The organism is Vibrio splendidus, from assembly GCF_024347615.1.
Taxonomy (GTDB): domain Bacteria; phylum Pseudomonadota; class Gammaproteobacteria; order Enterobacterales; family Vibrionaceae; genus Vibrio; species Vibrio splendidus.
In genome coordinates, this window is the sequence record NZ_AP025508.1 from 3136459 (window position 1) to 3162601 (window position 26143).

The 26143-nt window shown below is 42.5% G+C and carries 24 protein-coding genes and 1 pseudogene; 6 read left to right on the forward strand and 19 right to left on the reverse strand.

Features of this window, described 5'->3' with window-relative positions:
• The first annotated feature begins 18 nt into the window (after positions 1-18).
• Entirely contained in the window at positions 19-1167 is a 1149-nt protein-coding gene (chrA, locus tag OCU90_RS13885; protein ID WP_061022430.1) for a chromate efflux transporter, read from the forward strand.
• 150 nt (positions 1168-1317) lie between these two features.
• Here chrA and OCU90_RS13890 read toward each other — a convergent pair whose 3' ends face one another.
• The 16 genes and pseudogenes from OCU90_RS13890 to OCU90_RS13965 form a co-directional block, all read right to left on the reverse strand.
• On the reverse strand, positions 1318-2238 hold the full coding sequence (locus OCU90_RS13890; protein ID WP_061022432.1) for a glycosyltransferase family 2 protein: 921 nt from the start codon (positions 2236-2238) through the stop codon (positions 1318-1320).
• A pseudogene (locus OCU90_RS13895) lies at positions 2235-4013 on the reverse strand (hypothetical protein). The gene OCU90_RS13890 and the pseudogene OCU90_RS13895 overlap by 4 nt, the downstream one beginning before the upstream one ends.
• Positions 4014-4031: 18 nt before the next feature.
• A complete protein-coding gene (locus tag OCU90_RS13900; protein ID WP_061022434.1) occupies positions 4032-5036 on the reverse strand; it encodes a tetratricopeptide repeat protein in 1005 nt (334 codons plus the stop codon).
• Entirely contained in the window at positions 5033-6004 is a 972-nt protein-coding gene (locus OCU90_RS13905; protein ID WP_017087448.1) for a type II secretion system F family protein, read from the reverse strand. The genes OCU90_RS13900 and OCU90_RS13905 overlap by 4 nt, the downstream gene beginning before the upstream one ends.
• A 3-nt stretch (positions 6005-6007) precedes the next feature.
• Positions 6008-6973 carry a type II secretion system F family protein gene (locus OCU90_RS13910; RefSeq protein WP_017093002.1) on the reverse strand — a complete coding sequence of 322 codons (966 nt, stop codon included), beginning with the start codon at positions 6971-6973 and terminating at the stop codon, positions 6008-6010.
• Between the two features lie 9 nt (positions 6974-6982).
• The gene (locus OCU90_RS13915; protein WP_061022435.1) at positions 6983-8431 is read right to left on the reverse strand and encodes a CpaF family protein; all 1449 of its coding nucleotides are present in this window, start codon (positions 8429-8431) and stop codon (positions 6983-6985) included.
• Between the two features lie 33 nt (positions 8432-8464).
• Positions 8465-9685, reverse strand: coding sequence for an AAA family ATPase (locus tag OCU90_RS13920; RefSeq protein WP_004734451.1), 1221 nt, complete (start codon positions 9683-9685; stop codon positions 8465-8467).
• 25 nt (positions 9686-9710) lie between these two features.
• Entirely contained in the window at positions 9711-10208 is a 498-nt protein-coding gene (locus tag OCU90_RS13925; protein ID WP_004734452.1) for a TadE/TadG family type IV pilus assembly protein, read from the reverse strand.
• Positions 10208-10636, reverse strand: coding sequence for a TadE/TadG family type IV pilus assembly protein (locus OCU90_RS13930; RefSeq protein WP_054547538.1), 429 nt, complete (start codon positions 10634-10636; stop codon positions 10208-10210). The genes OCU90_RS13925 and OCU90_RS13930 overlap by 1 nt, the downstream gene beginning before the upstream one ends.
• A gap of 2 nt (positions 10637-10638) precedes the next feature.
• Entirely contained in the window at positions 10639-11904 is a 1266-nt protein-coding gene (locus OCU90_RS13935) for a TadE/TadG family type IV pilus assembly protein (RefSeq protein ID WP_061022436.1), read from the reverse strand.
• 16 nt (positions 11905-11920) lie between these two features.
• On the reverse strand, positions 11921-12217 hold the full coding sequence (locus OCU90_RS13940) for a hypothetical protein (RefSeq protein WP_206207874.1): 297 nt from the start codon (positions 12215-12217) through the stop codon (positions 11921-11923).
• Positions 12180-13634 (reverse strand): type II and III secretion system protein family protein, encoded by a 1455-nt coding sequence (locus tag OCU90_RS13945; RefSeq protein WP_004734456.1) that lies wholly within the window; start codon positions 13632-13634, stop codon positions 12180-12182. Before OCU90_RS13945 ends, OCU90_RS13940 begins: the two co-directional genes overlap by 38 nt.
• Before the next feature lie 8 nt (positions 13635-13642).
• A complete protein-coding gene (gene cpaB, locus OCU90_RS13950; RefSeq protein ID WP_061022442.1) occupies positions 13643-14392 on the reverse strand; it encodes a Flp pilus assembly protein CpaB in 750 nt (249 codons plus the stop codon).
• Entirely contained in the window at positions 14385-15734 is a 1350-nt protein-coding gene (locus OCU90_RS13955; RefSeq protein ID WP_061022444.1) for a P-loop NTPase family protein, read from the reverse strand. Before OCU90_RS13955 ends, cpaB begins: the two co-directional genes overlap by 8 nt.
• 37 nt (positions 15735-15771) lie before the next feature.
• Positions 15772-16302: a prepilin peptidase gene (locus OCU90_RS13960; RefSeq protein ID WP_061022446.1), complete on the reverse strand. Its 531-nt coding sequence runs from the start codon at positions 16300-16302 to the stop codon at positions 15772-15774.
• A gap of 164 nt (positions 16303-16466) precedes the next feature.
• A complete protein-coding gene (locus OCU90_RS13965; protein ID WP_061022448.1) occupies positions 16467-16652 on the reverse strand; it encodes a Flp family type IVb pilin in 186 nt (61 codons plus the stop codon).
• Between the two features lie 194 nt (positions 16653-16846).
• Between OCU90_RS13965 and OCU90_RS13970 the strand changes: the two genes are divergently transcribed.
• From OCU90_RS13970 to OCU90_RS13980, 3 genes are all read left to right on the forward strand, one after another.
• A complete protein-coding gene (locus tag OCU90_RS13970; RefSeq protein ID WP_061022450.1) occupies positions 16847-17590 on the forward strand; it encodes a helix-turn-helix domain-containing protein in 744 nt (247 codons plus the stop codon).
• Between the two features lie 83 nt (positions 17591-17673).
• Positions 17674-19362 carry an AMP-binding protein gene (locus tag OCU90_RS13975; RefSeq protein WP_061022451.1) on the forward strand — a complete coding sequence of 563 codons (1689 nt, stop codon included), beginning with the start codon at positions 17674-17676 and terminating at the stop codon, positions 19360-19362.
• 338 nt (positions 19363-19700) lie between these two features.
• The gene (locus tag OCU90_RS13980; RefSeq protein WP_054541843.1) at positions 19701-20606 is read left to right on the forward strand and encodes a LysR substrate-binding domain-containing protein; all 906 of its coding nucleotides are present in this window, start codon (positions 19701-19703) and stop codon (positions 20604-20606) included.
• Positions 20607-20751: 145 nt separating this feature from the next.
• Here OCU90_RS13980 and OCU90_RS13985 read toward each other — a convergent pair whose 3' ends face one another.
• Positions 20752-20958, reverse strand: coding sequence for a DUF1127 domain-containing protein (locus tag OCU90_RS13985; protein WP_061022452.1), 207 nt, complete (start codon positions 20956-20958; stop codon positions 20752-20754).
• A gap of 103 nt (positions 20959-21061) precedes the next feature.
• On the opposite strand from OCU90_RS13985, the gene OCU90_RS13990 reads away from it, so the two are divergent.
• Both OCU90_RS13990 and OCU90_RS13995 read left to right on the forward strand, forming a co-directional pair.
• Positions 21062-22012 (forward strand): LysR substrate-binding domain-containing protein, encoded by a 951-nt coding sequence (locus tag OCU90_RS13990; RefSeq protein ID WP_017092477.1) that lies wholly within the window; start codon positions 21062-21064, stop codon positions 22010-22012.
• A gap of 45 nt (positions 22013-22057) precedes the next feature.
• Positions 22058-22276, forward strand: coding sequence for a VF530 family protein (locus tag OCU90_RS13995; protein WP_004734468.1), 219 nt, complete (start codon positions 22058-22060; stop codon positions 22274-22276).
• Positions 22277-22404: 128 nt separating this feature from the next.
• Here OCU90_RS13995 and fusA read toward each other — a convergent pair whose 3' ends face one another.
• Both fusA and radA read right to left on the reverse strand, forming a co-directional pair.
• Positions 22405-24492 carry an elongation factor G gene (gene fusA / locus OCU90_RS14000; protein ID WP_004734469.1) on the reverse strand — a complete coding sequence of 696 codons (2088 nt, stop codon included), beginning with the start codon at positions 24490-24492 and terminating at the stop codon, positions 22405-22407.
• A 234-nt stretch (positions 24493-24726) separates the two neighbouring features.
• The gene (radA, locus tag OCU90_RS14005) at positions 24727-26109 is read right to left on the reverse strand and encodes a DNA repair protein RadA (RefSeq protein ID WP_061022454.1); all 1383 of its coding nucleotides are present in this window, start codon (positions 26107-26109) and stop codon (positions 24727-24729) included.
• Positions 26110-26143: the final 34 nt, after the last annotated feature.

Sequence of the window (26143 nt, forward strand, 5' to 3'; positions counted from 1 at the left end):
ATTTATCTGGAATCGATCATGCTTTCAATTTTTAAAACCTTTTTCTGGCTTGGCTGGATTAGCTTCGGTGGACCAGCGGCACACATTGGCTACTTCCGTAAAACCTTTGTTGAGAAACTGAATTGGTTATCCGACGAAGAGTACGGGCAAATTGTCGCCCTCAGTCAATTTCTGCCGGGTCCAGGCTCAAGTCAGGTTGGCTTCGCGGTTGGTTACAAAAAAGGTGGCTTAACCGGTGCGATTGCCGCATTTGTAGGCTTCACCTCCCCTTCTGTCATCCTAATGTTGATATTGGCCTTAGTGAGCAATCAGTTGTTGGAAGCACCGCTTTTCATTTCTATCATCCACGGACTTAAGCTACTCGCGGTCGTGGTTGTGGCTGACGCCACTTTCGGCATGTACAAAAACTTTTGCCAATCAAAGATAGCAACAGCACTGTGTGTGATCACCGCGATTGTTCTGCTTTTAATTCCTGGGATCTGGCCTCAGGTATTAGTTCTATTGTTTGCTTCTATGGTTGGCAGTAAGTTCTTAACCTCACACGAATTAAAAACAGTACCTTCGACGCACAAGATATCGTTAACACCACTCGTGATTTTCGTTGCTTTACTGGTTGGTCTGCCTCTATTCAGTGCTTACTCTCAAGGCATTGAAGTATTTGGCTTGTTCTACCAAGCAGGCAGCTTGGTATTCGGTGGCGGTCACGTGGTTCTTCCGTTGTTACAGAATGGCATTGGTGACCAACTGTCTCAAGATGCCTTCCTAACAGGCTATGCCGCAGCGCAAGCCGTACCGGGCCCGATGTTTACGTTAGCCACTTACCTCGGTTATGTATTAATGCCATCAGCACCGATCACAGGGGCACTGCTCGCAACGATTGCGGTGTTCTTACCGGGCTTCTTGCTGCTACTGGGTGTATTGAAGAACTGGCAGGCAATTGCGAGTAAGCCTCTAGTAGCTGGGGCGCTTACAGGTGTGAATGCGGCTGTAGTCGGTTTATTACTTGCGGCTCTATACCAACCCATCTTCACAAGTGCAGTGAGTAGCAGCTTAGACTTCGCTCTGATCATTGTTGGTGTTTGGCTATTGAAAACCGTGAAGATGCCGATTGTAGGTTTAGTGGGGATCTTCATGTTATTGGGTGCGATTACCGGTCTCGCAATCTAAGTAATAATTGAGAGTAAGAGGTAGGGGAGCTAGTCGCCTACTTCTTACTTTAATCAAAATCGTCATCACAGCAGCAACTATACAATTGCAACTCCACCTAGCACTTCAAGCACTCGAGTGCAGCTCCCTTGGCCAAAAACCTCAGCCTAATTATTTATCGTCCTTAAATCTTAAAATAGAGAGTATTCTCATCTCTCGCCTACCTCGTGATACGTTATCGAGTATCAAACCGCAGAAAAAAGACATCACAGCGATCAAAGCTATTGAGCTAGACAAAACAGCTGTAGGTAGCCTTGCCACTAAACCCGTGTCAACGAATTCAACAATAACGGGAATACCTAAGCTCAATGAAATAAGACCAAGCAATATCGAGAGCACGCCAAAGAAAAACATTGGTTTTACATCTCTCAATAAGAACAAGATAAAGTTGAGGATCTTGAGGCCATCACTCAAGGTGTTCAGTTTACTGGAAGTCCCTTCAGGTCTAGATTGGTACTGAGTTGAGACTTCTTTAATGGACATATTATGATGTAATGCATGCACGGTGAGTTCGGTTTCAATTTGAAAACCATCACTAAAAATCGGGACTGATTTAACAAACCGGCGACTCATAATCCGATAGCCCGAAAAAACATCACTTAATTGGGCGTTAAATCCCCGATTGATAAGTGAAGAGAACATTTTATTGCCGAATATATGTCCTTTAGGATACGCACCTGAAGAGCGCTCTCGGCTTCCAATAATCATATCGAGCTTTTCATTATTTAATTGCTCGATCAAAGCCGGACATATAGACGCATCGTAAGTGTCATCACCATCGGCCATCACGTAAATATCAGCCTCAACATCAGAGAACATACGCCTAACGACTTCCCCCTTCCCTTGACGAGACTCATGTCGAACAATAGCACCGGCTTGCATCGCCTCTTCTATCGTGTTGTCAGTTGAATTGTTGTCATAAACATAAATAGTAGAATTAGGTAAAGCTTGTTGAAAAGAAGTGACCGTTTTTCCGACCGCACCAGCTTCGTTATAGCACGGGAGTAACACAGCAATGGTTTGGTTTTTCATGAACTCCCCCTAACTCTAAAGACTCGGTAGCCGCTTTCAATGTTGTCGTGCACAACCTCCAACCAAGTTGGAGTATCTGAGCTGTATAATTTATTGATAAACGCCTCCTCTCCCGCCGAGTCCTTTAAAATCAACAAATGCGGATCATTGCCAATAACAATGATATCGATGCTTTTCTCTATGATTTTCCTTTCGGCTAAACTCAGATCTTCCTCTAGCATCACCTCAATAAGAAATTGGTTCCCAACAATATTTCTATGGTAAGGAGCAGCAATAATTCGATTATCCGTCTTTGCCAACACTGGAGCCCCCGTTTCGATCCCTGAGAGTATGGTGTGCGAATTGATATCGTTATCTTGTAGCACCTTATGGATCTTCAGCGATTGCTCCTTTTGATCAAGAGTAGTTGTAATTTCTTCGGTTGGCGACAACGCAAGAATGACAAAGGCGACCGCTAGTGGTGCTCCAGAAATAATAACGGTCGCTTTTATGATGAAGGAACGGATGTAATCTGCTAACTGAAGAATCACATATGCTTGCAGGGGAGCTGCTAGTACAAAACACAACCTCATGACTCTAATCTACCAAAAGATCGCAAGGGCTAAATTGAACATAAAGATGAGATACAAAATTGTGCAGTGGTGGTTTTTACGCTTAAAAAATGGATACAAAGTGGCAGGAATCACGAGCAAAGCGTAATTCTCTATCGAGAAAAAACCATGACTTGCGACATATCTAACGACCGATTTCGCTTCTGTCACTTGGTCTAACCAATACACTTTAAGTATAGGAGGGTAATCAATTAACAACGCACTGCTGAGCGATGGATAAAGCACTGCCACTGGGATTAAAAATAAAACAGCAAGAAATACGAACAGAAAAACCTTTTGCAGCTGGCTTTTATCTTCACTCATTAATAGATGATAAACATTAACGAACAGCCAACCACAGAAGAACAGGATGATGAGAGCAAATGATATTTCGTCGTACTTAAAAACAAAAAACTCATCGTAAGGCCGATTTAATAAAACCGCACAAACCCCAAACAGAGCAGAACTCGCATACAGCTTAGAGATATAACCAAACCACTCATGGCAAACAAGACCGTAATACACGGTGTAAATCGCGAAGAAAATCATAAATAACAATACATTGTCTAACCCTGTCCACAAAGATAAAGACAACAAGATTGCTTGAGCATAAACACGCCATGATTGGCACAATTGGTTGTGATTTAACGGCGTCGAGGCTAAAAACAAGACAGCGAAGATAAGCTGAATATTATGATGATCAATAGAACCGGGTAAAAAATGGATAATTGAAGGCGAAGAAATCGCAAACATCATGCTAATAAAGCGATACTTGGCACCAAAGAGGTGGTCAGCTAAGTAAAAGCATGACAGTGAAAAAAGCAGCAAGTAAAGCAGGGGGACAAGAGAGATGGATATTGTATAAGCAAGGTTATCATCAACGATAAACAATAGTGGAAAGGCAACAAGCGACAGAACGAGATCAGGAAATCGAGACCAATGAATAATAATACCATCAGCGGCATTGAAATTACTCATCGGCTCTAGGTACCAATGCCCGTTCTTCATCCACTCTTGAAACTGAACAAAACGCATATAATCGTCATTGTCATTCAAGTTGAGTATTGAAACGCTTTCCCACTTATAAAAAAATATCACTATGGCACAAACTAGCCAAAGGGCAGAAATTACAATGATATCTTTATTAAAGCTTTCGCTTTTAGGCAATATGAATATCCTTTTCATTGAGCCAAAATCAAATTTCTACTGTTCCATCTCTCTCACTTCTGATAACGCTCTATTTAAATTTTCATTCGCTACTTTGTAGTAAGATGATTTCTTATCGATAGCTTGCTGTAGATAAGGGACTGCCTGATCGGGCTTTCCTTGTAATATCAAGAAGTAGCCGACATTATTCAACGCTTCCGGCGCTTCCATATGTCTCATAAATACGTTGGTTGCTTTTTTAATATCCCCAGAGGCTAAATAAATAAGCGCCAAATTATTCTGAGCTTTTTCATTATTCGGTTCTAACTCTAAGGCTGAACGCGTGTATTGATACGCTTCCTTGTAGTTACCGTACATGTAGTGGGAGTAGCCCATATTCAACAAAGCTTTGACTGAACTTTTGTCTATCGTCAGTGATTTTTTAAAGTACTCTTGTGCGATCTGATGCTTTCCGTCAACATCTTCCAGTACGCCAACCCCCATATAAGCTAGCGCTGGAGACATACTATCGACCTTCAAACTGGCCACTTCACTTTGGTTCAATGCTTGGTAGTTTTGGATAGTTTCACTGCTTTTTAAACGAACTTGGTCTGAATTAATCGCTTTAAAGAAATAACTACGTCCTTCATCTGTGCGACGTTGTTTGGTGTATAGAACGCCTAACTGCTCCAACACTTCAGTGTGGGCGGGGTTAAAATCTAGCGCTGCAAGGTAAGCTCTTTCGGCCAACGCATAATTACCGCGAGACGAATGTATTTGGCCAATAGTAAACAACGTTTTATCGTGAAACTCTTTTTCAGGGAAAGACAATGAACGTATATATTCATACAACGCCAAGTCTATATTATTGTCACGCAAAGCAATGTCACCGCGCATGATCGCTTCTTTTTCATTAAGCGGTGGATCATCACTAGTCAAAGTATCGATTGGTTTGCCGGAATACAATTCGGCATCAAACTGATTGGTTGGCTCATCGGAAGAAGCACAACCAAGTAGCAAAATTGGCAATAGTAGTAGAAGAAACTTATTGTATAACATCATAAACTTGCTCCCGGCGCAGTTAATGCGTCCATTACGATCAAGAGTCCAGGGCCAAGTGCGACAATGAAAAAGCAAGGCCAAATAAATATCAACATAGGGAATAACATTTTAGTCGGTATTTTCGCCGCAATTTCTTCAGCGGCTTGCTGTCGCTTATCTCTAAAATCTTCAGTATAGTCACGGAGCGTTTGAGCTAAGCTTCCACCCATTCTCGATGCATGAGAAAGCAAAGAAACCAAGCCTTCCAATTCCACTAAACCGGTTCGTTCGATAAGTTGCCTAAGCGCATCAGGCATAGTGACGCCCGCTTGGATTTTAGCAAATACAGTCTCTAGTTCATCCGCGAGCTCCGGCTGAGAGACATAGAGCTCTGATGCAACACGACCAAGAGCCGCATTAAAACCAAGCCCAGATTCAGTACATACAACAAGAAGATCTAGTGCATCAGGGACACCGTTTCTTATTTTTTTCTGACGCTCTTTTTGCAGCTTACTTAGAATAATATTAGGTGTGAATGTGCCAAGAAAAACACAGGTCATGATAAGTAAATTATTGTAGTCTCCACCCAACGCTATGTAATAAACCATAAAAGCAGCGACGATACCTATCAAGCTAGATAAAACCTTCAACGCATAGAAAACCGATAACGAGCTCTTCTCATGGAACCCGGCATGCATCAACTTTTCCGAGTAAGTTTCATTATCTTTTTTATTACCTTTACTTATAAAAGGGCTTAATGATTCTAACGTATTGGAGAAGTCGTATGGTTTTCGGCCAGTCGGTGCCCCGTCTTCTGATATCTGTCTCAGTTTCTTGTCCAAAGGAGAACGAGCTCCCAAAAATAGAAATCCAAGCGTGAGTGTTAACAAGACTGTTGTAAGCAAAATCATCGAATAGATAACCACCTGAGAGCTGATCCCAAACTCTGCTAACATCTGCTTCCAAACTTCAATATTTAGTAATTCCATAGGTTAAATCTCTATGCTGATGATCTTTTTAATCCACAAGGCTCCGATAGCCAAAAGAACAATACCGACACTCACCATGGATAGGCCGCGAGGATCTTTATAGAGTGGCTCGATATACTCGGGACTAGCGACCCTTAAGGCGAAGAACAAACCAAATGGGGATAACGTTAAGATCCATGCGGATAAACGACTTTCAGCAGAGAGCGTTTTGATTTTCCTTTCCAGTTTAAAACGCGCTCTAAGTACTTCAGATACCTTTTGCAGGTTTTCAGATAGGTTACCCCCAGTCTCTTTTTGCAACATTACGGCACTAGAAAATGCCAGCATTGAGACGGTTGGTACTCGTTCTGTCATCTGTAGAATCGCCAAGCGTAAGTCATAACCATAGTTAAGTAAGTTATAGGTATTTTTAAATTCAACACCGATTGGATCTGGAAGTTCTTCGCCTACTTCATTGAATGATTGAACGAGCGGTTGTCCTGCTTGCAATGCGCGTCGAATAATATCCAAAGCCTCAGGAAGTTGTTCCTCAAATCGAGCCATTCGGTAAGTCACTCGATTTTGCACAAATAGATAGGCGATAACCCAAACAAAAATGAACGCCCCCACACTGATGAACCATACTTGGTTGGTCATTATCGATATCAATGAGAGCAATACAGCGCAAAGAGAAACAATAAGTAAGAACCGGCTTAACGCCACTTTCATACCGGCTAGTTCCAACATTTTTTTCAAGCCACCGAAGAAAGAGATAACGATGAGCTTACGATCTAACGGGGACAGTTCTTTGTTATAGTGCTCTTTGAGTAATGACAAACTCTCTGCATCGATATTACGTTGCGTCTCTTTCAAACGTCGAGACAACTCTTTGTGCTTCGCTTTTTTCCCTGCTGCAGGGAGCAACAAAGCTTGAGAGATAAAAAGCACCGCAATGAATAATAGACCTAATGAAACGCTTACATTGTCCATAATCTCTCCTTAACCTTTGGTCTCACTAAAGAGCTCGAAAGGCAGATCGAGTCCACGTTTGACTAACTGGTCATGGTATTGAGGAACGACCCCCGTTGCCGTGAAATAACCGATAATATTGCCGTCTTCATCAATACCTTTACGCTGAAAACGGAATATTTCCGACATCGTGATCACCTCACCTTCCATGCCGTTGATCTCTTGGATACTCACCATCCGACGCTTACCATCTTCTTGGCGCTCCATTTGAACAACAAGGTGTATAGCCGAAGCTATTTGAGCTCGTAAGTTTTTGGTTGATATGTTCCACCCTGCCATCGAGAACATGTTTTCGACACGACTTAAGGCATCACGAGGGGTATTCGCGTGAATGGTAGCAAGAGATCCATCATGACCGGTATTCATCGCCGCTAGCATGTCAACGGCTTCGCTACCACGTACCTCCCCAACCACGATTCGATCAGGTCGCATACGCAAGGTATTTTTAACCAATTCGCGCTGGCTGATTTCTCCCTTCCCTTCTAGGTTCGCAGGACGGGTTTCTAGACGAATAACATGTGGTTGTTGCAGTTGTAATTCTGCCGAGTCTTCTATGGTAATAATTCTTTGGTCTCGCGGAATGAAACCAGAAAAGATATTCAGTGTGGTTGTTTTCCCTGACCCCGTCCCTCCTGAAATCAAGATATTCAGCTCACCTTTCACCGCAGCCTCTACAAATTTAGCCATCTGAGGCGAGACTGAGTCGTAACCAATTAAGTTATCCATTGTCAAACGATCGACGGCAAAACGACGAATCGAAACTGAAGGGCCATCGAGTGCGAGAGGCGGGATAATCGCATTAACACGGGAACCATCAACTAAGCGGGCATCTACCATAGGTGATGCTTCATCTATACGACGACCAACCTGGCTGACGATACGATCAATAATGTTTCTCAAATGGCGGTCATCAAGAAAAGTATAGGGCGTTTTTTCGAGTTTACCCCTTCGCTCAACGTAAACACTTTTTGGGCCGTTGACCAATATATCCGACACAGTTTGATCAGCTAACAAGGGCTCCAACGGACCAAGACCAAAAACTTCATCTTCTATCTGTTTGATGACCCGTTTACGACCTTCTGCGCTGAGTGCATGACTACCATCATCAGCCATCAACTGAACGATAGCTTCATGCAAATCTAGCTTGGCGCGCTCTTTCTCCAAGCTAGAAAGTAATCCTAAGTCTAACGTTTCAAGCAACTGCTTGTGAAAGAAGTGTTTGATTGATAATTCTTGCTCCAGTACTTTTCGAGCTTCATCGATCGCTTTCTCCTTTTCAACGCTCGCTTCTGTCCGAGAGTGACTGGACGTCTCAGCACTTGATAAACGTTCAACAGGATTGGCATCTTCTGAATCATGCGAAATCTGTTCTACTTTTTTTTCAAACTCTGGATTTACATTTTTTCGTTTAAAGAACATCACAATCCCTCGTGTTTACTTTTCATCAACCCATTATGAAAACAACTTTTTCAGCCACCCTTTCTCTTCCTGCTCTGGTGGTGAGAGAACATGAGATAAGTCGATGATAGAGCGAGTAATAGAGCTTTTCTTCCTAGACTGAACTAACGGCTGCCCCAAATTGGCACTCTCTAGCGCGACTTTAAAATCGTTAGGCATAAGGTGTATGTCATGATTACCCACCGCCTGCTCAATGTCTTTTAGCTTAATTGAATGTCGCTTTTCATAACGGTTGAGAATGACCTCTATTGAGTCACTTTGTAAGCCGTACTCAAACTTCAGAGACTTAATTAGTCGGCTCGTGTTTTTTACTGACACTAAGCTCTGTTGCAAAACCAAAAGTACTTTAGTCGCAGGTGATATTGCTGATGCAAACACGTGATCTAAGCCTCTAGACAGGTCAATGATCACATAAGGGTAGAAACGACGCAGAATTGGAAGTAATCTGCCAATTTTCTGAGCCTGCTCGAAGTCATCAGCGTTATTTTCATGTTTAAAGCTTAGAACATGGAGGCCTGATTCGTGTTTATTTACCAAAGAGCCCAAAGACATTTCATCCAAGTCATTAGAACTGTTAATCGCATCCGAAACACTATAAGTCGGTGCTATGTTCAAATAGTCTGGAATCACGCCAAATTGAAGGTCGATATCGAGTAAAAGGACTTCATTCGGATGTTGAGTAGCCATCTCAATGGCAGTATTTAACGCCAAGGTGGTTGCCCCCATCCCTCCTTTGGTATTCAAAAACAAGATAAACTCTCCGTAACTGGAGTTCTCAAGCTTTTCGGAAGCGGTTTTCTTCAATAATGGAAGTAAGTCCGATAGAGTCACATGGTGAGACAAAAAATCTGATGCCCCTAAACGAAGTGCTATTTTTAGTGATCCATTATCACTTTCATCACCAAGCACAACTAAAGACAAATCCTTGTCTTCTAAAGACAAATCATATCCTTGCAACTCAACCATTTTTTGCGCCCAATTCCCATTAGCTTCAACGAAAATAAGCTCTGGAACATCTGCACTTTTTAAGTATTCTTCACTCATTGCCCCAAGAGAAAATGACGTTACATGAACATTTCGGCATTTTTTTAGCTCTTGACTCATATGCGAATGAAAGGCGTCAGTGCTATAGACTAACCAAACCTTTAGGTTCGTTCTTAAACGCGTCATATCTTTATCGTTTTCATTAGGCGTTATTTTGATCGCTTCCCCCATACATTCATCTCCTTTAAATAACCGCTTATGGGCACCGACTCTTGATGTCAGTGCCAGCTTCAGCCCTCACTACCCCCAAGCTTTCAGCTGGTAGTATTGTTTCAAACGCAGGGGCTGCAAGAAATCCATTCTCTCCTAGAAAGCTTAGGTTACTGATTAACTGAATGCCATAACCCGTAGCCCTAGAACGCACAAATTTAATGGTGCCAAATCCAGGCTCAGTCTCATAACCAGACGTAATTTCACTACCGCTCGCGTCTAAGTAAGCCACTTCTAAATTCGCATTAGTAAACCCAACAAGAGGAATATCATCCACCACCATTCCCGCAATATTGTCTCTATCAAGAACGGAGCATACCGTCGCTAACCTAGCTGCCTTCCTAGTCGCTTCGCTGACCATTTGCAGCGAAAATACATACGCACCTAAAGCTAAAATGAGAAACAACAACAAAAAAACAAACCCCGAGACAATGGTAAATTCAATGATGGCAAGCCCTTTGATACGCCTGTTAAACCTTTTCATCACAGTACCCTCATCACTGAAGTGACACTTAACGGAATAGAAAAACTTGTGGCAGATAAAGGAATAGATAAAAACAACGGCACATAGTCATATGTCACGCTGACTCGCACATAACTGTCAATAGAGGGTGGTGTTACTGTTACATCTGCAGTCGTCAATGTAGACAATACTGCTGTCCCAACGCTGCTCTGACCATAAACCACCACATTTTGAATCTCTAATGTTGGTGCAATAGTGCCACCTTTTGTATCGTAAACCTCACTAACAGCATATCGTGCGCCATTTTGTACAGACTTAGAGATAACATTGTAGTGAATCAGAACATTGCCAAGCTCGATCACCAAACCCAAAAAAAACAGTAATACAGGGGTTGCAATGACCATCTCTACAGCAGCAAAACCACGTTGATGTTTATTAGATAGCATCATAATCACGACTCCCCACTATCAGGATCCTTATACAGAACAATCTTGTAAGCTCCTTCGGTTGTCGATTGACTACTACCAGAGCCACCAGTGACACTGCAAGAATGTATAAACTCACCAAAAACGGCAGGTGTACCTGAGTTGTTAGTTGGTGCTTTTTGCAACAAGAAAAAGCAGCCTATTTTATTCACTGTAAAGTCGGTAGAGCCGCCACTTTTACCCGAGCAGTCCACCATAGGGATAGGTAAAATACGACGCCAAGCCACACCATTAGATGCGCACCCAGAACCACCACTTGCTATGCAGGCGTTGGTATCTGACTCATATTGAGCATAGGTATAACTTCCATCAGAATCGATCTCTCCCGTACCGGCATCAATCGTGATTTCATTGGTAGGTTCTGTGGTTACATAATCTGAAGGGTAATCGGATGCCGATAAGCCACCACCATACTCACCAAAACGAGTATTCAAACCATCGCCTGTGGGGCCAACTGTGCCACCTGGCTTAGTTGTTATATCTTCACCAATTTTAATTGGCTGATCATAACTACCACCTAAGCCTTCTTTGATTGTTTTACCACCAGAACCAAAGTCCAACAGATGATAATTACCATTACCCATTTCAGATAAGCTACTGTCTCCTACCTTCAAAGCATGAACGGTCCCTATCTCATAACCAAATACACTGGTTATCTCTTCACCAGTTTCATCATGAAAGCCGTCTTCTGGAGAAATATCGTTATCAGAGGTGCCATCACCAATACACACTCCAATGGGTACAACATTATTATAAGCGAGGCCTGAGCTGGGACCTGCAACAGCACTTGCCGATACCACTTTTTCAAGACCAAACAGTTGAATAAAGAATTCATCCATCTCTAGTGCATCCACGCGAACACGCACATACACATCATCAGTTGAATCGAACGTCGCCGTGCCTGTAAAATCCTTCGGATCATTCGAATAATCAATACTTATAGAAGCGGTCGAGAAATCAATTTCTTGGTTCCCTGTTGAAGCCGCCATGGCATTGAGTGCCGCGCCTACCTCCGCGTCTACTGCGTCTTTATCTTTACTATTGTCTAATATGGTTGCAGCAGCCAACGTTGCAGAATCAACTGCATTTTGTAAGCGCGTTTTATTCACAACCATATGATTTATGTCTACAGCTAACGCTGAGACAGCTAAAAAAACTAACAAAGCAGCAGTAATCATCACCGCAACTAAGCCTTGCTGTTTTTTCGGGCTTTGTGATACTCGATACAACATATGAGTACCTCCAGATTTAGTTAAAATCTTCTAAGATCTGGCTACTACTTCCGGACAGATCATTTTCACCTCTGCCAACATATCTGTCGTAACCAGTCTGCATCCGCTCCCCTGTACCATCAGGTACTTCGAGTAAATTCTCTTGGGTAGCATTAGAGTTATACGTTTGCTCTGTTTTCACTAGTGCTACCGAGTGCCCTAAACGAGCATCGTTCGCACAGCCAACCAATAACATTGCGAGAAAGATCATCATTATTTTAGTCATATCTATCCCCTTATAAATCATGCCCAAATGAGCCTTCGCTACCACCATCAGTTGGTGATATATCCTGTGACGCTTGAGATTGCTCTGAATCAGATTCAGACGGTTCAGCTATGTAAGCGCCTCGGCCCAATAAGTAATATTCCAAATCATTAGGGTCAACAAAAGCATCTGTGGGTAAGGTCACTTTGCTTCTATCAATAGGCTTTGCCAACCTTGGAGTTACTAAGATTACTAATTCAGTTTCTCCAGATATGTACTCTTGACTGTTAAAAAGTTGGCCTAAAATCGGCACATCTCCAAAACCTGGCATCTTGTTACTGATGTCCCTAACATTTTCACTCAACAACCCCGCAATACCAATAGTTTGCCCATCAGCTAGCTCCAGTGTTGATGAAGCACTACGCCGAGTAATAGGTGGGATAAAATAAGTGGCATTGGTGGTGCCCGGGTCAATGGTCAATGAGCTGGTATTGGCTATCTCACTAACATCAACGGCTAGATTTAAATTGATTTTCTTATCACTGAGTACCGTCGGTATAAATTTAAGCCCTACACCGTATTCTTTGTATTCTATGGTAATGCCATCTTCGTCTGGCACAGGGATAGGAAATTCACCACCGGCTAAAAACTCAGCCTTAGAACCACTTAATGCGGTTAAGTTCGGTTCAGCCAATACCTTAGCGACCCCGTTTTGTTTTGCTACGTCCAATGCGAAAGTAAACAGAGTATTACTATCAATGAAAGACCCTAATATGCCGTAGTCCGTCGACGTAGGAATATTGAAGATAGGCGTAGCCCCTAATACTCCGGCAGGTACAGAAGACGCCCCCCAAGAAAAGTCAGAACCACTGGTTTGGAAAAAATGGAAGTTCGCATCAAACTTTCTCACTAAGCTTCTTTGAACCTCGGCAACCGTCACCTCTAACATAACCTGTTGCGCGCCACCTATAGACATCAGGTTGATAACACCTGTCGCATCGGCTTGCTCACTACCACTTTCATTAGATTTATCGGCGGTTTGCCCCGATGAATAAGTTTCCGCGATTCTCATCGCCACATTCATTTGTTGCTGGTTACTGACCTGGCCACTCAACAATAAGCGATTCTGCGCACTGTGCACTTCAATAGTTTCATCAGGAAGGAACTCATATAACTTAGCTTTGAGGCTATTAAGATCATGAGTAACCTCGATGTTAATAGACTCGATCAACTGACCTCGTGAATCCCAAGCCATTAGGTTTGTCGCACCTAATTTTTTGCCGATTAAGAACAATTCATTTGATTTTAAAATTACAATATCTAAGACTTCAGGATCACCAAGAGAAACCTTCGCCGCTTTTCCCGACAGCACTACATGCGTAGATTTATGATGTGGAACCGTGACTGTTTTTCCCGTCTGTAACGCCGCAACACTGGCCGTCGAAAAACAAATCAGGCTCAAAACACACGCAATTAATATTTTCATATTTCACCTCAATCCTTGACGCGCACATTAGATGTTTCTGTACCTTTGATAATGGTGACACTTGGTCTAGGCACATATCGACGAACCACTTTTTTCTCAACTTCATGCGGGTTTCTCAAAGTCAGCTGAATGCTGCCTTTGCTTTTAGCCGTGAGAAGTTTCTCGGCCTCTTTCGGCGTCATCTCAAGAGTTACCGCTCGTACAATAATCGGACTGTTTTCTTTCGTTTTAGCCGTTTGGTCTACAGCCAAAACCTTAATATCTTTAAGAACGGTTTGAGTCGCTGCAGAATTTTTTCCGTAAGAAACGGTATTGAGAATATCAACCTTATTCCCAGGTAATAAGAAACCGGCCACACCAATAACATCATCAACACGTATCGTTACCGCACGTTTATTTTCAGGGATAAGAGCGGCAAGTGTTGACCCTTCTCCTGGTACAGTAAATCGTAACTTGTGAAGCACCTCTCCGGCATAGATAGTATTCGCAACAACCTTGCCAATCAGCTCCGTTTTATCCGAATAGTTATTTTCATTAATCCAATCAACTTCCATCAACCTGGTGGTTAAAAACTGATCCTCGATAATGGTTCCGGCTTCAATTTCTTGTGATGCGACAACAACGGGGTGACGCTCGACCGTTTCAACTTCAACGGTTGGTTGAACTTGATCATCCATCCACTGCTTAGCAAAAAATACAGCCGCTAAGCCGAATACTACGGACAGTAAAAACAGTAGGAAAACTTGACTCTTATTCATTATTCTCTTCCTCGTGTCCATCAGAGGTAAAATAGACTTCCCATGCCATGGAAAGAATATCGAATGTGATAACAGGTGGGAGTTGCTCAAACGAAAGAATGTCTTTGCTTATACCAACGAGATCTTTCGGCAAACAAGGGAAAAGTGGCACCTTAAGAAGCGTGTGCATTTGAGACAAACGCTCAAAGAAACCATCTTGAAGTTCCATCTCTTTTTCAGCGACGACGCTCATCCATAAAGCTTCATAATCTCGCTGATTCAGCGGCTTGAATTCAATTTTGTAACCTAAACGACGTAAAAATGCAGGGTCGCTTATTTTCTTGGGATTTAGATTGGTAGAAAAGGCAAGCGTTAGAACAAACGGCATCGTGATTTGCTGGCCGTTAGGTAGCGATAAATAATCGAAGGAATATTCCATCGGTACAATCCAACGGTTAAGAAGCGCATCGACAGGCATTGGCTGACGACCAAGGTCATCAATGATAAAAATCCCATTGTTTGCCATCATTTGAACTGGTGCTAACCAGACTCGACTATTCTCTGAATGATTGACTTCAAGCATATCCATAGTCAGTTCTCCCCCAACTTGGATATTTGGCCTTTCACAATTAAGCCAACGCTTGTCGTATTGATCTTTGAGGGAAATACGTTTATCGCTGCCGTTGTTATCCAATGGTTTATGATGTTGTGCAGAAAACACTTTAATGATGTTGCCTAATGCATAAACGGCATAAGGAATGAAAACAGACGTATGCAGCGCATTGACAATACGTGAAGCTACAAATGTTTTACCCGTCCCCGCATGCCCATACAGCAACAAGGCACGCCCAGAATTGATTGCTGGCCCCAATACCGAAATCATTTTGTCGACACCATATACATCGTTCAGTGCTGCTTCGACATGTGGCCGAGTCACTAACTCTGCCCTCAGATCTTGCTGCTTTACCACATCACGATATTGGGTAAGTGAAACGGGGGCAGGACCTAAATAAGCATCACGTTTAAAGGCAAGATCAGCTTCTTCAAGTCCTTTCTCAGAAAGGGAATAGCGAACGTGACTATGAGATGCAGATGAGAGAGAAAGGTTAGAGGTTGGTTGAAAAACTTCAATCAATGACTTTGTTCTTAACACCGCCAACGCACTTTCAACAATATGTGTCACAACACACAAATAGTTAGAAAGCTCTAAAACATCCGACTTGGGATAGGCTGATAGGTGTTTCAACACAAGGTTTTCTATAACAACTTCAGGAACACCCAACATATCAATAGATGTAGGAACGGCTGGGGCTGAAATTTGAGGCTTCAAAGTTGTTGGAGCAGTACGCCCTATAATATCCATATATTATTCCTCTCCACAAAGCTAACCAACAACAGGTTCAAGTAAAGTAGCTATACATCGCCAATCCCATGACAACAGAGGGTGCAAAAGGCATCGTCACCTTATTTGAATACCTAGCGTGCAAACTCGCACTTTCATCTAATACAGGTGCTACTCCACCAAGCACAATTAGCTTATTTTCAAAATAGCCTTTGATACTAAGATTGTTCGAGTTGGCAAAGTTATATAGCAGGTAGAAAGTCCCGATAACTCCAGAAGAGAGTATGATAAAGTACGACGCATCAAGTAATTGTCCCCACCCGAGATACATCCCCACAATACCTAATAATTTCACATCTCCTGCAGACATAGCTCTTAAAAAATATAAGAGTAATCCAAAACAAAAAAACACCACGAATCCAACGAAGGACATTAAAAAAACATCAAAGGTGTAACTGCGGTTAAACATTGATAAAAAGTATACAAACAAAAACAGTATCAATATTTTGTTTGGTATACGATGCTTCTCAACATCGTATACCGAAACTGCAATTAACAACGCCCAGAAAACTGAAGGCTCACTAATCATATGGTCTACTTATACACTCGATATAATACTTTGAAATTTGCTTAATAAAGCTGATGACATCCCAAAGAAAACTAACGTAACAAAAATTACAAGTGAGGCTGCGCCGATCACATACTCGACCGTAGTAAGTCCCTTTTGCTGTCTCATGATCTTATTAGTCATAACTAACTACTTGTGGTACCAACGTTAGCAACTATAGTATTCAGTTTCGTTGACAGTGTACTTCCTAAACCAGAAAATACGGTTGTCAAACCTAATACTAATAGAGCTGCGCCGATTACGTACTCGATAACAGTCAACCCTTCTTCATCTTTCATGAATTCTTTACAATTATTCAAAAACTTATCCATGAGAACCTCTCCTTGATTTACGTATCAGGCTTTGTTTACCTGTAAACTAAATCTAGAGGTGAGAGATATATTCGGTTAGGATTTTTTTGCCATTCACTTGCACTTTTTTGTGGTACTTCTAATCTAATTGTTACGTATAGTAATTTAGCTAATTTTAAACCCACATTTAAATATGAAATAGAGTTGGTATTTATATGAAAGTAGTAACACCTTTATTATCAGATAAGGATAGTGACTTTAACGCTGTTATTATCAATAAAATAAGCCACTACTTTCCTATTGAAAACTTTGGACAAGATATATCTATAATCAGTAACTTAGATGTCAGACTGGTGTTTTTTATATTGAATAAGACAGATAAACTTCAACTACTTACAATGGCTTTATCTATTTGCGAGAACCTAAATAAAAGAATAGTCATTATTTGCTCAGACCCGTTACCTAATATCGTTCGAAATCATAAGAATATATTTTTTATTATCGAAACAAACAGTAAACATCTGACCAGTAAGTTCGAAGAACTACAACGTAAAACGCAACATATCTTCGAGCCTCACTTTGATCTCGACCGAGATACAAACAACAACAATCAATTACCTGCAAAGCTGTTTACCTCTGAAGTCGTTAACTTTGTTGTGGACAACATCAACAAAGAAATCAGAGAAACAGAAATCGCAGAAAAGTGTCATTGTTCAACAACCTACTTTTCTAAGAAGTTTCATCTACACTTTGGGGTAAGCTTTAGAGACTTTGTGTGCGATAAACGAATCCTGTTAGCCAAAAAGTTAATCGAAGCCGATACCGAATCAAAAATAGCTGTTATTTCTTACCAATGTGGATACAAGGATGTGTCGTATTTTTCAAGAATCTTTAAGAAAAGGACCGGAGTAACACCCGCAAGTTACAGACGTGCCTGCACGGATAACAGAAAACGCTAATTTTACTCCCTAAAAGAAAAAATCATGGTACATTTAACATGATTTTAACAAAAATAACTTAGCGAAAAACATGGAGTTAGACAATGATTCAGCCTAACGAGTTTAGCCAAGAAAAAGCAACAGCTCTCCCTACACCCAATGACATGATTTTAAAATGGGCAGAAGAACGCCCAGATGAAGTCTATTTAAAACAAATCATCAACCGCCAATTTGTTGAATTTACTTATAAAGAAGTGGCCAACAAAGCACTAAAACTGGCGTCAGCATTAGAAGGACTCGGAGCTCAACCCGGCGATCGAGTCGCGCTCGTTTCAAAAAACTGTGCAGAGTGGTTTATCTGTGACCTTGCTATGATGTTAGGAGATTTTGTCAGCGTCCCAATATTTCCAACAGCGGGGGCAGACACGATTCAATACTGTATTGAACACAGTGAAAGTAAGATTGTAATTGCCGGTAAGCTTGATGATCCTAAAGCCACTCAAAAAGTACTCGATGATAATCCGAGTCTAATTAGTATCTCGTTACCCTACGATACTGCCGCTAAGTGCCAGCACACTTTTGAGCAACTTATCGAGACACATGAACCATCAACCAAAAGACCTCAGCATCACGATGATAAGCTGATGTCGCTTGTTTATACTTCGGGTACGTCTGGGTTACCGAAAGGCGCAATGCTCACGTATGGTGCCTTTACATGGTCAGTTCAGAGATTAATCGATCACATTGGTATCCAACCTGGCGATCGCCTGTTTTCTTATCTGCCGCTTGCCCATATAACCGAACGAGTGTACATATTTGGTTCTTCAGTGATGGGTGGGGTGGTTACTGCTTTCCCTGAATCTTTAGACACATTTATTGATGATGTAAAAATGCATCGTCCAACTTTGTTTATTTCAGTTCCTCGTTTATGGACTCTATTCCAACAACGAATCCAAGATAAACTTCCACAGAAAAAACTGAACTTCTTACTTAAAATTCCGTTCGTGAATAACCTAATTAAGAAGAAACTGGCTGATGGTCTGGGGTTAGACCAAGCTCGCGTTCTTGGCTGTGGCTCAGCTCCAGTATCACCAGCTCTACTTGCATGGTATGAGAGTGTTGGCCTACACATTACCGAAGCTTGGGGAATGACTGAGTCTTTCGCCTACAGCACGATTAACCACCCGTTTAGAGCAGACAAAATTGGCACTGTAGGTAATGCAGGTCCGGGCATTGAACTCAAAATTGCAGAAGACGAAGAGATTTTAGTTCGAAGCAAGGGCATGTTCTCTGGTTATTACAAAAATGACATTGCAACTCAAGAATCTTTTAACTCAGAAGGTTGGCTTCATACGGGCGATATTGGTGATATCGACAGCGAGGGCTATTTAACGATTCGTGGACGTAAGAAAGATACCTTTAAAACCGCGAAAGGCAAGTTTGTCGCTCCTGTACCAATCGAAAATAAACTCTTTGAGTACAGTCGTGTAGAAATGATGTGTTTGATAGGCTTAGGCTTACCTGGCCCTATCCTGCTGGTAGTACCGCATGACTTCCCTAATTTTGATCGGGCTCGTTACGAAAGAACAAGCAAACGCGTCATTGAAAAAATGAACGAACAGTTAGCTTCGCATGAGAAGATCAAAGGCGTACTGATGATTAAGGAACCATGGAGCATTGATAATGGTGTTCTTACTCCAACTCTCAAGATAAAGCGACATATCCTTGAGCAGAAATACCATGAAGTCGGTCATAACTGGCCCAAAGATAAATTGGTAGTTTGGGAAGAGTAATCAACATCGAGAAGGAGCCAGTACGGCTCCTTTTTTGTAAGCTCAACTTATAGATATTTAGTGTAATCAGCCGCATCATTGCTCCCATTGTCCAGACCGATGTCCTCCCTCATTCGACTGCTCAGCGATTCCGAACTAATAACTTGTCTCGATTTAGCCGTCTTACTCATCTTGGTTTTATCATTAACTTTAAGCATCTGATTAACAAATCTGCCGACCCAACAGGTTATTGTTTTCATTTTCTCTCTCTTGTATTCCTTGTTTATTTGTCGCTATTATGGAAATAACCTGTTCGATAAGCGAACAACCATTGTTAACAAGGACTATAAGCTGAGATTATGGACAATAGACTGCGTCACCTTTCAGGTCTCCGTTACTTTGAAGTTGCGGCTCGCTTGAGCAATTACAGCAAAGCGGCTGAAGAGCTGTTCGTCACTCAAGCAGCCGTCAGCCAGAAGATTCGACAGTTAGAAGAACAGGTTGGATGTAAGCTCTTTATTCGTAAGGGGCGTGCAATGACTTTGACGCATGAAGGGCACACACTTTTTAGACATGTCTCTGATGGATTTCAAGAGGTTCTGCTGGGGTTAAACAAGATCCAATCAGAACCTATTCAAGGGCTGCTTGTTGTTAGAAGTCCCCCTTCTTTTGCTTCTCGTTGGTTACTACCTAGGCTGTGGAAGTTCTCGGTAAAGCACCCAGAGATCCCAATTAAGATACTAACAGGGTGTGATACCCCAAATTTAAAACATGGCGAGATTGATGTGGCTATTCGACAAGGCGAAGATCTATGCGTTGAAGAAGGCTTGACTCTTGAGATGCTAATCAACGAACCGGTTTACCCTTTTTGTTCCCCTGAACTCTCAAACTCTTTGAACTTCACATCACCTGAACAACTCCTCAAATGTTGGCTGATTCAGTTTGATAGCGGTTGTTTCCCGTGGGAGGAATGGTTTAGGCAAGCAAACATATCGACTCAAAGCAGCACCATTCAGTGGATGGAAGTCGGTACCTTTGATATGGGGTTAACGACTGTCATGGCGGGACATGGGGTTTGCTTGGCAACAGACAGCTTAGCTGGTGACTTCATCGAACGCGGCTTGCTAGTGAAGCCCTTTGATATAGGCATGACACCTGGGGTTCAGGTCAACCTATGCTTTGACCCTAACTCCCCGAGAGAAGAGCGTATTACCGCGTTCACCAATTGGTTGCACGAAGAAGTAAACGAGCTATTGGATAATTAGATCTCACCTACTAATTTCTTAAACAAGGAATAGGCTTAAATAAGCAATGAGCATAACTCAACATAGAGCGGCAACGTAAACCTCCCGACACCGACAAACTATGTTGAGTTAAAGCAACGTCGAGTAAAAGCTACGTTGCCCTGACTCACTCCCAAAACGATTTCTTCAGTTCTTTATCGACTTGATTCTGCGTAATCCCAACATCTTCAAGTAAATGATCTGACAGTTCAGCTAGGTGCTTTCTCGTTCTACGGTTCTGAAGATACAGTCTAAATTTAGAATAGAATTTCTTAACTGATAACGATGGTAAGAATGATTGGTTAGTCCTTGATGTCGCTGTTATCGTGTTCATAGCCTTTCTCCTGTTGATCTTTCGCTTTGTTATGGTCAATAATCGACCAACAGAGCAACATCGACAAACGATAGATACTGACATTCAGTTAAGGAAAACTAATGTGAGAGAACGAACTCCACCATTTCAAGGGATCTATTACTTTTACACTGCAGCTGAAACTGGCAGTTTTAAACTTGCGGCAGAAAAACTGTTTGTCACGGCAGCAGCAGTAAGCCAACAAATTCGCCAACTTGAAGAATGGCTAGGCGCAGACTTGTTTATTCGCCAGCACCGAAAAATAGTACTCACTCACGAAGGTGAAGTGCTTTACCTGCAAGCGAAGAAAGGCTTTGCCCACATTCAAGATGGTGTGAGGCGAATTAACCAAGACCCAAACCCTACTCAACTGTCTATTTCAACCGTGCCATCATTTGCCCAACACTGGTTGGTACCTAGAATTGGCGACTTTCGCGATCGCCACCCTGACCTATCCATGCTGATTGAACCGACTAACAAGCTAGTGACGTTTGAAGATTCTAATGTCGATGTCTGCGTTCGGTATGGTCACGGTAACTACCCAAATATCGAGTCTCGTTGGTTAATGGACGAGGTGGTTTACCCAGTTTGTCACCCGATTTATCAAGAGAAGCATGGGATCCATGACATTGACGATCTGCATAAAGCTGAATTGATTGAAGATCGATGGCCAGATATGGATTGGAATCTATGGCTAGACATTGTTGGAGCGAAGGCAGGCCGCTCATCACTGCAATTTGATGGCTCGCATTTTGTTTTAGAAGGCGCGTTATCCGTTCAAGGTGTAGCACTGGTTAAGCACAGTTTGGTGTATCGGTATTTGCAGGAAAAGAAACTCGTTCGAATCGGTAACATCGCACTTAAGCCTAAGTACAATTACTTCTTATGCGCCCCCGCTGGCTACTTTCATCGAGAAAAGATAAAGCGTTTTGAGGCTTGGATGCAAAATCAGGTTCGGCTGTTTGGGAATAGAGGTCGAGAAGAGTTAACTATTATCGATACAGATTACCAACTTAAATGGTCGGATAATTCATAAAGCGAAACTGATATACTGAGCTCAAATAAATGGCGAGAACATCTCATGACACAAGACAATAATCCACTTCACGGTATCACTCTACAGAAGCTACTGACTGAATTGGTTGAACATTACGGTTGGGAAGAGTTGAGTTACATGGTAAACATCAACTGCTTTAAAAAAGACCCAAGCATTAAATCTAGCTTAAAGTTTTTGCGTAAAACAGACTGGGCTCGAGTGAAGGTTGAGTCGATTTACATTGAGCTAAAACAGAACTCTTAAGTCTTAGTCTTAGTCTTAGTCTTAGTCTTAGTCTTAGTCTTAGTCTTAGTCTTCCAAGAGTAAGATAACAAAAAGCCCCGCAAGCTTTCACTTGCGGGGCTTTTTTAGTTAATTTAGAAAAGAGCTAATTACTTACCAGCTTCTTTTTCTGCTTTAACTTTAGCGATTACTTCTTCTGCCACGTTCATTGGACATGGAGAGTACTGTGCGAATTCCATAGAGAATTGGCCACGGCCTGAAGTAATTGTACGTAGGTGACCGATGTAACCAAACATTTCTGAAAGTGGTACGTCAGCTTTAATACGAACGCCAGTTACGCCAGCTTGTTGATCTTTGATCATGCCACGACGACGGTTAAGGTCACCGATAACATCACCAACGTGATCTTCTGGAGTAAATACGTCAACGTTCATGATTGGCTCAAGAAGTTGCGCGCCAGCTTTAGGCATAGATTGACGGAATGCACCTTTCGCTGCGATTTCAAATGCGATTGCAGATGAATCGACTGCGTGGAAACCACCATCGTAAAGTTCAACTTCAACGTCTAGCGTAGGGAAGCCAGCTAGTACGCCGTTTTCCATCATGCCACCAAAGCCTTTCTCAACAGCAGGCCAGAATTCTTTAGGTACGTTACCGCCAACAACTTTTGAAGAGAACGTAAAGCCAGAACCAGGTTCGCCAGGCTTGATACGGTAATCGATCTTACCGAATTGACCAGAACCACCAGACTGTTTCTTATGCGTGTAGCTATCTTCAATTGCTTGAGTGATAGTTTCACGGTAAGCAACTTGAGGAGCACCAACTGTTAGGTCAACGCCGTAAGTACGCTTAAGGATATCTACCTTGATGTCTAGGTGAAGCTCACCCATACCTTTCAGGATAGTTTCGCCAGTTTCTTCGTCAGTTTCAACTTGGAAAGATGGATCTTCTGCAACCATTTTACCGATAGCGATACCCATTTTCTCAGAACCGCCTTTATCTTTTGGAGATACAGCGATAGAGATTACTGGAGTTGGGAATACCATTGGCTCAAGCGTTACTTGATCTTTAGGATCACATAGAGTGTGACCTGTTTGCACGTTCTTCATACCAACGATCGCAATGATGTCACCAGCTTGTGCGCTAGTTAGTTCGTTACGGTCATCAGCTTGCATCTCAACCATACGGCCAACACGCTCAGTTTTACCTGTGAATGAGTTAAGAATCGTGTCGCCTTTGTTCAATTTACCAGAGTAAATACGAACGAAAGTTAGAGCACCGAAACGGTCATCCATGATTTTGAATGCAAGCGCTTTAAACGTTTCTTCAGTAGAAACGATAGCGTGGTTACCAGTTTCTTCGCCGTTCTCGTCCATTAGAGGTTGAGGATCAACTTCAGTTGGAGAAGGTAGGTAATCTACAACAGCGTCAAGAATGATTTGAACACCCTTGTTCTTGAATGCAGAACCACAGTAAGTTGGGAAGAACGCTAGGTCACGAGTACCTTTACGGATACAACGCTTGATGTCTTCGATAGAAGGCTCTTCACCTTCCATGTAAGCTTCCATTAGGTCATCGTCTTGCTCTACAGCAGTTTCGATTAGCTCTTCACGGTATTGCTCTACGTCATCAACCATGTCCGCAGGAACATCTAGAATTTCGTAGTTTTCAGGAAGACCAGTGTCATCCCAAACGTATGCTTTACGGCTTAGAAGGTCTACAACACCCACGAATTCATCTTCGCGGCCGATTGGTAGAACCATAACTAGAGGAGTTGCGCCTAGAACGTTTTTAACTTGGTCAACAACGTTGTAGAAATCTGCACCCATACGGTCTAGTTTGTTAACGAAGATCAGACGAGATACTTCTGATTCGTTAGCGTAGCGCCAGTTAGTTTCTGATTGTGGTTCAACACCACCAGAACCACAGAATACACCGATACCGCCATCAAGTACTTTAAGAGAACGGTATACTTCAACTGTGAAGTCAACGTGTCCAGGAGTATCGATAACGTTTAGACGGTGACCATTCCAGAAACAGCTTACAGCTGCTGATTGGATAGTAATTCCGCGCTCAGCTTCCTGTTCCATGAAGTCAGTAGTTGATTCGCCATCATGTACTTCACCAGTCTTGTGGATCTGACCAGTTAGCTTAAGGATACGCTCAGTGGTAGTTGTTTTACCCGCATCAACGTGCGCGAAAATACCAATGTTTCTGTATTTCGATAAATCTGCCATTGTCTTACTCTGTTAATAGGATATAAAATGCGCGCAGAGTATATCACAATCTGTGAAGACTGATAGCTTTGCATGCATTTGGGACTAAAAAACTTTGCCTTTTTCTAACATATAGAAAAAGGCAATCTGTAGAAACAATCTAAATGATTGTTAAGTTTAGTGCTAACTTAAAGCGAAAATAGCGTTTAAGTTAGACTGAATTTCTGCTGTATAGAGTAGCTGAAGTGAGCTCAATTACAACTCATCAAAAGCATTAATTGCTTCTGATAATTTTTTCACACCGTGGATCTGCATTCCTGGAATGCCCCCTTTTGGCATGTTGGCCGCCGGAACAATCGCTCTCTTAAAGCCATGTTTAAATGCCTCATTTAAGCGCTCTTGCCCGCTCGGTACAGGTCGAATCTCACCCGCGAGGCCTACTTCCCCAAATACCACCACATCTTTTGGCAATGCACGGTCTCTGAAACTCGAAAGTAAAGCGATCACTAATGCAAGATCGGCACTGGTTTCGGTTACTTTAACACCACCGACGACATTCACAAACACATCTTGGTCAGCCATTTGTAAGCCGCCATGTTTATGCAGCACGGCTAATAACAGTGAAAGCCTGTTTTGCTCTAGACCAACAGCAACACGACGTGGATTAGCGAGCTGGGAATAGTCCACCAGCGCTTGGATTTCAACAAGAAGTGGACGTGTCCCTTCCCACACAACCATGACCGAACTGCCCGAGGTTTCTTCTTCACCGCGAGACAAGAAAATAGCCGATGGGTTGCTGACTTCTTTAAGACCTTGGCCTGTCATTGCAAACACACCCAACTCATTGACCGCACCAAAACGGTTCTTGTGACTGCGCAGCGTTCTAAAGCGGCTATCGGTTCCGCCATCTAACAGCACGGAACAGTCAATAATGTGTTCCAGTACTTTTGGCCCCGCTAATGTGCCGTCTTTAGTTACGTGTCCCACCAAGAACACCGCAACGTTGTTCTGTTTCGCATAGCGCGTTAATGCTGTTGCCGATTCGCGCACCTGCGCCACACTGCCCGGAGACGATTGAACATCAGCGACATGCATAACTTGGATTGAGTCGATAACCATGATCTTAGGTTGCTCTTTTTCGGCAACCTGACAGATCTTATCAACATTGGTTTCAGAGAGCATTTTGAGATGTTCTTTCGGTAAACCGAGTCGAGAGGCACGCATCGCGACTTGTTGCAGTGATTCTTCACCAGTGACATAAAGTGTTGGCAACTGAGAAGAGAGCTGACACATGGTCTGCAATAACAGCGTTGATTTACCGGCACCTGGGTTACCACCAATCAGAATTGCAGCGCCAGGTACGACACCACCACCGAGCACGCGGTCGAGTTCTTTGAAACCACTGCTAAAGCGAGGGACTTCTTGCAGGTTAATTTCCGATAATGTCTGAACGCTCGATTCTGTTGGCCCACCTGCGTAACCACCACTGAGTCGTTCATTACGCGCAACTTGAGGTGAAGCAGCTAACCTAACTTCGGTAATCGTGTTCCAAGCACCACATGCATTGCACTGCCCTTGCCAACGTGGAAAGTCAGCACCACAGTCATTACACACATAAGCTCGTTTTGCCTTTGCCATAAAACCTCAATAATTTACTCAGTTACACAATGAT

What these genes read in the sequence shown, in the direction of transcription:
- chrA (WP_061022430.1), top strand. Translation starts at nt 19, where the DNA reads ATGCTTTCAATTTTTAAAACCTTTTTCTGGCTTGGCTGGATTAGCTTC.
- OCU90_RS13890 (WP_061022432.1), bottom strand. Translation starts at nt 2,238, where the DNA reads ATGAAAAACCAAACCATTGCTGTGTTACTCCCGTGCTATAACGAAGCT.
- OCU90_RS13900 (WP_061022434.1), bottom strand. Translation starts at nt 5,036, where the DNA reads ATGATGTTATACAATAAGTTTCTTCTACTACTATTGCCAATTTTGCTA.
- OCU90_RS13905 (WP_017087448.1), bottom strand. Translation starts at nt 6,004, where the DNA reads ATGGAATTACTAAATATTGAAGTTTGGAAGCAGATGTTAGCAGAGTTT.
- OCU90_RS13910 (WP_017093002.1), bottom strand. Translation starts at nt 6,973, where the DNA reads ATGGACAATGTAAGCGTTTCATTAGGTCTATTATTCATTGCGGTGCTT.
- OCU90_RS13915 (WP_061022435.1), bottom strand. Translation starts at nt 8,431, where the DNA reads ATGTTCTTTAAACGAAAAAATGTAAATCCAGAGTTTGAAAAAAAAGTA.
- OCU90_RS13920 (WP_004734451.1), bottom strand. Translation starts at nt 9,685, where the DNA reads ATGGGGGAAGCGATCAAAATAACGCCTAATGAAAACGATAAAGATATG.
- OCU90_RS13925 (WP_004734452.1), bottom strand. Translation starts at nt 10,208, where the DNA reads ATGAAAAGGTTTAACAGGCGTATCAAAGGGCTTGCCATCATTGAATTT.
- OCU90_RS13930 (WP_054547538.1), bottom strand. Translation starts at nt 10,636, where the DNA reads ATGATGCTATCTAATAAACATCAACGTGGTTTTGCTGCTGTAGAGATG.
- OCU90_RS13935 (WP_061022436.1), bottom strand. Translation starts at nt 11,904, where the DNA reads ATGTTGTATCGAGTATCACAAAGCCCGAAAAAACAGCAAGGCTTAGTT.
- OCU90_RS13940 (WP_206207874.1), bottom strand. Translation starts at nt 12,217, where the DNA reads ATGGTGGTAGCGAAGGCTCATTTGGGCATGATTTATAAGGGGATAGAT.
- OCU90_RS13945 (WP_004734456.1), bottom strand. Translation starts at nt 13,634, where the DNA reads ATGAAAATATTAATTGCGTGTGTTTTGAGCCTGATTTGTTTTTCGACG.
- cpaB (WP_061022442.1), bottom strand. Translation starts at nt 14,392, where the DNA reads ATGAATAAGAGTCAAGTTTTCCTACTGTTTTTACTGTCCGTAGTATTC.
- OCU90_RS13955 (WP_061022444.1), bottom strand. Translation starts at nt 15,734, where the DNA reads ATGGATATTATAGGGCGTACTGCTCCAACAACTTTGAAGCCTCAAATT.
- OCU90_RS13960 (WP_061022446.1), bottom strand. Translation starts at nt 16,302, where the DNA reads ATGATTAGTGAGCCTTCAGTTTTCTGGGCGTTGTTAATTGCAGTTTCG.
- OCU90_RS13965 (WP_061022448.1), bottom strand. Translation starts at nt 16,652, where the DNA reads ATGGATAAGTTTTTGAATAATTGTAAAGAATTCATGAAAGATGAAGAA.
- OCU90_RS13970 (WP_061022450.1), top strand. Translation starts at nt 16,847, where the DNA reads ATGAAAGTAGTAACACCTTTATTATCAGATAAGGATAGTGACTTTAAC.
- OCU90_RS13975 (WP_061022451.1), top strand. Translation starts at nt 17,674, where the DNA reads ATGATTCAGCCTAACGAGTTTAGCCAAGAAAAAGCAACAGCTCTCCCT.
- OCU90_RS13980 (WP_054541843.1), top strand. Translation starts at nt 19,701, where the DNA reads ATGGACAATAGACTGCGTCACCTTTCAGGTCTCCGTTACTTTGAAGTT.
- OCU90_RS13985 (WP_061022452.1), bottom strand. Translation starts at nt 20,958, where the DNA reads ATGAACACGATAACAGCGACATCAAGGACTAACCAATCATTCTTACCA.
- OCU90_RS13995 (WP_004734468.1), top strand. Translation starts at nt 22,058, where the DNA reads ATGACACAAGACAATAATCCACTTCACGGTATCACTCTACAGAAGCTA.
- fusA (WP_004734469.1), bottom strand. Translation starts at nt 24,492, where the DNA reads ATGGCAGATTTATCGAAATACAGAAACATTGGTATTTTCGCGCACGTT.
- radA (WP_061022454.1), bottom strand. Translation starts at nt 26,109, where the DNA reads ATGGCAAAGGCAAAACGAGCTTATGTGTGTAATGACTGTGGTGCTGAC.